Origin of the sequence: Rhizobium grahamii CCGE 502 (assembly GCF_000298315.2) — a bacterium.
Taxonomy (GTDB): Bacteria; Pseudomonadota; Alphaproteobacteria; order Rhizobiales; family Rhizobiaceae; genus Rhizobium; species Rhizobium grahamii.
Map to the genome: position 1 here is coordinate 1 of NZ_AEYE02000079.1, position 260 is coordinate 260.

Here is a 260-nt window from a genome sequence, read left to right on the forward strand (position 1 = left end):
CCGTGCTTGGCAGCGGCAAGGACAAGCCCGAGCCGGCGCATGAGCAGAAGGCGGCCGGCCCGGAGCCGGTGGAGCCGGCCGGTCCCGAGGCCACCAATCTGGCGGCGATCGACGATGTCGCCGCCTTCCTGCGCGACATGACCGATGAGCTGATGGCGAGCACCTCGGGCGTCATCCGCAAGCGCCATGTCGCCTCGGTGCGGCTGAGCTTCGAGGACCTGCCGCTGCCGCGCAATCCGAACCTTGCCGACACGGTGATG

General features: G+C 70.0%; 1 protein-coding gene. It reads left to right on the forward strand.

Annotated features, from left to right (window positions below; translation table 11 throughout):
• The coding region (locus tag RGCCGE502_RS34435) for a hypothetical protein (protein WP_040676345.1) at positions 1–260 on the forward strand (260 nt) is incomplete at both ends.